This is a genomic window from Polynucleobacter sp. 35-46-11 (assembly GCF_002281105.1).
The window spans coordinates 1-4,898 of record NZ_NCFJ01000162.1; the positions used below are offsets into that span (position 1 = coordinate 1).

The 4,898-nt window shown below is 44.6% G+C and carries 6 protein-coding genes; 3 read left to right on the top strand and 3 right to left on the bottom strand.

Annotation, left to right across the window (positions count from 1 at the left end; all coding sequences use genetic code 11):
* Nucleotides 1-107: 107 nt before the first annotated feature.
* From B7Y67_RS10805 to B7Y67_RS10815, 3 genes are read right to left on the bottom strand one after another with little or no spacing between them, the layout of a single operon-like run.
* Nucleotides 108-512: a diacylglycerol kinase gene (locus tag B7Y67_RS10805; RefSeq protein ID WP_293598649.1), complete on the bottom strand. Its 405-nt coding sequence runs from the start codon at nucleotides 510-512 to the stop codon at nucleotides 108-110.
* 9 nt (nucleotides 513-521) lie between these two features.
* Entirely contained in the window at nucleotides 522-1,550 is a 1,029-nt protein-coding gene (locus B7Y67_RS10810) for a glycosyltransferase family 1 protein (protein ID WP_293598650.1), read from the bottom strand.
* Nucleotides 1,547-2,356, bottom strand: coding sequence for a UDP-2,3-diacylglucosamine diphosphatase (locus tag B7Y67_RS10815; protein ID WP_293598651.1), 810 nt, complete (start codon nucleotides 2,354-2,356; stop codon nucleotides 1,547-1,549). Before B7Y67_RS10815 ends, B7Y67_RS10810 begins: the two co-directional genes overlap by 4 nt.
* A gap of 84 nt (nucleotides 2,357-2,440) precedes the next feature.
* On the opposite strand from B7Y67_RS10815, the gene B7Y67_RS10820 reads away from it, so the two are divergent.
* The 3 genes from B7Y67_RS10820 to B7Y67_RS10830 all read left to right on the top strand — a co-directional run.
* Nucleotides 2,441-3,214, top strand: coding sequence for a 1-acyl-sn-glycerol-3-phosphate acyltransferase (locus tag B7Y67_RS10820; RefSeq protein ID WP_293598652.1), 774 nt, complete (start codon nucleotides 2,441-2,443; stop codon nucleotides 3,212-3,214).
* Nucleotides 3,215-3,279: 65 nt separating this feature from the next.
* Complete coding sequence (gene ppk2 / locus B7Y67_RS10825; protein ID WP_293598653.1) at nucleotides 3,280-4,185, top strand: polyphosphate kinase 2; 906 nt, start codon at nucleotides 3,280-3,282, stop codon at nucleotides 4,183-4,185.
* A 50-nt stretch (nucleotides 4,186-4,235) separates the two neighbouring features.
* The coding region (locus B7Y67_RS10830) for a hypothetical protein (protein ID WP_293598654.1) at nucleotides 4,236-4,898 on the top strand (663 nt) is incomplete at its 3' end.

Consider the following 4,898-nt stretch of genomic DNA (forward strand, 5'->3'; position numbering starts at 1 on the left):
TTGGCTTATCTTCGAACCGTGAATTGAAGATATCAAATGCAGCTAGTGGGTTTGGGATATCCGACATTGTTTTCCTTAATTTATTATTTAATCATAAGCTTGCTGTATTACCAAATGGTGACAAGGGGCATGCAAATCGTTGCCCACAATATGGCGGCAATGAGTAGGGCCAGCATGACTGCAGCCGAGCCAAAATCTTTTGCTCTTTTTGATAGATCATGATGATCAAATGAAATACGATCGATAGCGGCTTCTACACTAGAGTTCAGTAGTTCGACTACTAAAACCATGATGAGGGATGCAATAAGGGCGCATTTCTCAAGAGGGCTAATTGGCAAGAACAGGGCGACAGGGCTTAGCACCACAAGCAGGAAAAGTTCTTGTCTAAAGGCACTTTCCTCTTGAAATGCATAGACTATGCCGCACCAAGAATTTTTGGCAGCATGCCATGCCCTTGTGAGCCCGCGATTACCTTTATGTGGGTTTTGGTTAATGTGGTACGGAGCAGTCAAAATAGTGCCTTAGGCTAGTGCGGTAACGTGCACTTCAGGTGAGGGAACTGGTTTGAGGTGATTAGCAAATTGCTCAGAAGCTGCTCGCCAAGAAAACTTCTCAGCATGAGCTCTAGCTAGTTCGCGAGGAATCTTTAGAGCTTGCAGGCAAGCTACTCGAAGATCTTCGTGCATTGCGCCGGCCGAAGAATTACCTAAAACATCAATTGGACCGGTCACTGGATAGGCTGCTACTGGAGTGCCACAAGCCATCGCCTCTAAAATTACGAGCCCAAAAGTATCGGTTTTGCTTGGGAAGACAAATACATCTGCTGCTGCGTATACCTTAGCCAGCTCATGCTGTTGCAAAACCCCTAGATAATTAATGTTGGGGTATTTTTCTTTAATGCCAGCCATCGCTGGGCCATCACCAACCACCCATTTGGATCCAGGAAGGTCTATTTCCAAGAAGGCGTTGATATTCTTTTCAACTGCAACTCTACCAACGTATAAAAAGATCGGGTGAGCACTATTGAGCGCTTTTGAATCCTGCATTTTGAAGATGTCTAAATCTACGCCTCTAGACCACAACACCACATTATTGAGGCCATACTTCTCTAAGTCATCTTTCACCACAATTGTGGGTGCCATCACCGCCATAGAAGGGCCATGGAACCAGCGTATGAATGCGTAGGTAATTGCAAGCGGGATTCCAGTTCGTGCCTTCACATACTCTGGAAAGCGTGTGTGATAAGCGGTAGAGAAGGGGAGATTGTTCTTGACTGCATAGGCCCGAGCCGATAAACCTAGCGGACCTTCGGTAGCAATATGGATTGCATCTGGTGCAAATGCTTTAATTCGGCGAGCCACTTCCTTACCGGGAAATAGGGATAGGGCAATGTCAGGATAGGTGGGGCAGGGGATGGACTTAAAACCAGTCGGAGTAATCATTTCGACTTCATGACCCATGCCGATGAGTTCAGCTCTAGTTTGTTTGAGTGTTCTCACAACACCATTTACCTGCGGATCCCATGCATCAGTAATGATCATAATTTTCATACGGTAGCCTCTTTAATAAGTGCTGCAAGTTCAGGTTGGAGGGTAATTTCAGGTGCATCCACTGGATCGCCATGAATATGCGTCCAATAGATAATTTTTAGTTCGCCGGTCGTGGTCTCTACCAGCGCTGAAAGGCTTTCGACCCAATCGCCATCATTGCAATAGAGCAGTCCATCAATTTCACGAATTTCTGCTTTATGGATATGGCCGCATACGACGCCGTCGCAATTACGTAAGCGAGCCTCTCTAGCCATGATGTGCTCAAAGTCAGCTATGTAGCTGACGGCATTTTTTACTTGATGTTTGAGATATTGGGATAGAGACCAGTACTGCAAACCCATCTTGACCCGCAGCATATTGAAGTAGCGGTTTATATAAAGGATGATGGAGTACATTGAGTCGCCAACATAGGCCAACCATTTGGCATATTGCATTACCCCATCAAATAGATCGCCATGGGTTACCCAAAGCTTACGTCCATCTAGGGTTGTGTGGATTACCTCTTCCTCAACCTTGATGTCACCAAAGGACATGCCAAAATACTGCCGTGCGGCTTCATCATGGTTTCCAGGGATGTAAATAACTTCCGTACCCTTACGGGCTTTGCGCAATAACTTTTGAACGACATCATTGTGGGTCTGAGGCCAGTAAAATGACTGTTTTAAACGCCAGCCATCGATAATGTCACCAACCAGGTAAAACTGGTCTGCTTCATTATGTTTCAAGAAATCGAGGAGGTAGCTTGCCTGACACCCTGATGTTCCCAGGTGTACATCTGAAATCCAAATCGCTCTGTAATGCGTCATGAGTATCTATTAAGCCGATTCATTATGAATGCCTCATGACACTTTTACGACAGTTTGATGACTTGATTTATATTACGGCTAGATATGAAGTATTCCCAATCAAACCCCGCTTTAAGCCCCAGTAGTTGGCTTCGCTATTGGATTTGGATACAAATCCTTTTGCACGTGATTTCTGGGGTCTGCAAACTTTCCATCCTTTTTCCCTTGCTAAATCGAGATCAAAAGGATCGCCATATACATAAATGGTCTAGGAAATTATTAAAAATTTTCAATATTCAGTTAAGTGTGCTTGGCGCGAATAAATTGACCTCTAGTCCGCATTTGCTAGCATCAAATCACATCTCGTGGTTAGACATTCATGTGATTAATGCATTTAAACCGGTCCGTTTTGTTGCTAAATCTGAAGTGCGGGGGTGGCCTGTCTTTGGGTGGATGGCGGAGCAGTTGGGCACCGTCTTCATCCGCAGGGATAGTGCACGTCATGCAAGACAGGTTGTGGACCAGATAGCTGAGGTTCTGAAAGCAGAATCGGTCTGTATTTTCCCTGAGGGCACTTCTAGCTCTGGAGAGTCAGTATTGCCGTTTAAGCCCAATTTATTTGAATCCGCCATTCTTGCAAATGCGCCAGTCCTACCGATTGCCATTGTTTACAGGAAAAGATCAACAGGCCTTAAGAGTGATGCCCCTGCTTTTATTGGAGATATGGGGCTGCTGGAATCGATGTCAAACGTTATTAGCAATAGGGATATTGAGGTGCAATTACACCTAATGGAACCCTATTTGACTGATGAAGTGAAAAGTTCCGATCGCAAAGAGCTCGCTATTTATTGCCAAGAATCCATAACTAAGACCATATAAACAGCATATGTAATAAAAGTGTCATATCCTTGGGATACAAAGGTATCAACGCATCAGGAAGAAATATGACTTCAAAACATAAAGACATGGCTGAGTGGTACAAGCGAGCTCAGGAAGAAATTTTAGATAGTATGGACGAAGAGCTCGAAATGGAGCTCGATGATGATCGCCTATCACCGGACGGTGGAAGCAGTTCCATCATTCCTCGTAATGTCTACTTTAAAGAATTATTCCGCCTTCAGGGCGAATTGGTAAAACTCCAGGATTGGGTAGTTGAAAACAAACTGAAGGTGGCGGTTTTATTTGAGGGCCGTGATTCTGCGGGCAAGGGCGGTGCTATTAAGCGAATTACTCAACGTCTTAATCCACGCGTTTGTAAAGTCGTCGCACTAACGGCGCCAAGTGAACGTGAGAAAACGCAGTGGTACTTTCAGCGCTACGTATCAAATTTGCCTGCTGGTGGTGAGATCGTTTTGTTCGATCGTAGCTGGTACAACCGTGCTGGTGTTGAAAAGGTTATGGGGTTTTGTAGTGATGTCGAGTACGAAGAGTTCTTGCGTACAGTTCCTGAGTTTGAGCGCATGATTATCCGTTCCGGAATTATTCTGATTAAGTATTGGTTCTCCATCTCAGACGATGAGCAATATAGCCGTTTCATGGTGCGTATTCATGATCCGCTCAAGCAATGGAAGCTGAGCCCAATGGATCTCGATGCACGCCGCCACTGGGAGGCCTACACCAAGGCAAAAGAGACTATGCTTGAGCGAACCAATATCCCTGAGGCACCATGGTGGGTTGTGGCTGCTAATGATAAGAAAAAAGCACGCCTAAATTGCATTTCGCATTTACTGGCTCAAATTCCTTATCAAGAAATTGAGCACCCAGAGATTACTCTGCCTGCACGTGTCCACAATCCAGACTACTTACGCGGCCCTGTTCCCATGGATATGTACGTTCCCGAGATCTACTGATTTGCGATAGAAAGTGTTAACCTCTCATCAATTATTGAGGGGTTAACCGTATGAAGCCAGATGTCTTAATCACAAATCGTGAGTTCAAGCTCCTTATCAAGCCTAAGGGTTTAGATCGTCGCAGCAGAATTACCGCTCTAAGCGATCAGATTCTGAAATTCTGCAAAAAGAGTAAGGTTGATTTTTTTCATCTCGATAATGCCAGCACTGGCCTGCGTAATATTTACTTTTACGATACGCCTTCAGAGGATTTGCGTCGCAATAACATCATCTTACGAGTGCGGGAATCCCGTCAAAATGTTTGGGTTGATGATTTTTGTGAGGTGACCCTCAAGTGCCGCGCGCATGACCTTAGTGAATCATCAAAATTTGATCCCAAACCGAAAAAGAACATTAAATCTAGGCTGCGATTAAAAGAGGAAATCTTGCGTGGAGATGGTCTTGGAACAAAAAGATCAATTTATTCGAATAATGCAATTTTGGACGCAATTCCGATTGATAGCTTGTTTGATAGGTCGTTGAGTAGTGCCATGAAATTCTTCCCGGGCTTAATTACATTACCAGTCGATAAAAAATTACCGCTACGCATTGTAGGGGGCAATACTAATAAGATTTTAGAGGCCTGCCTACCTTTGGGTAATTTAGTTTTTGGCGATGGGGTGCAGGCCCATTGTGATATTGCGATTTGGATGAAGAGCGTAGGAGATCCCATT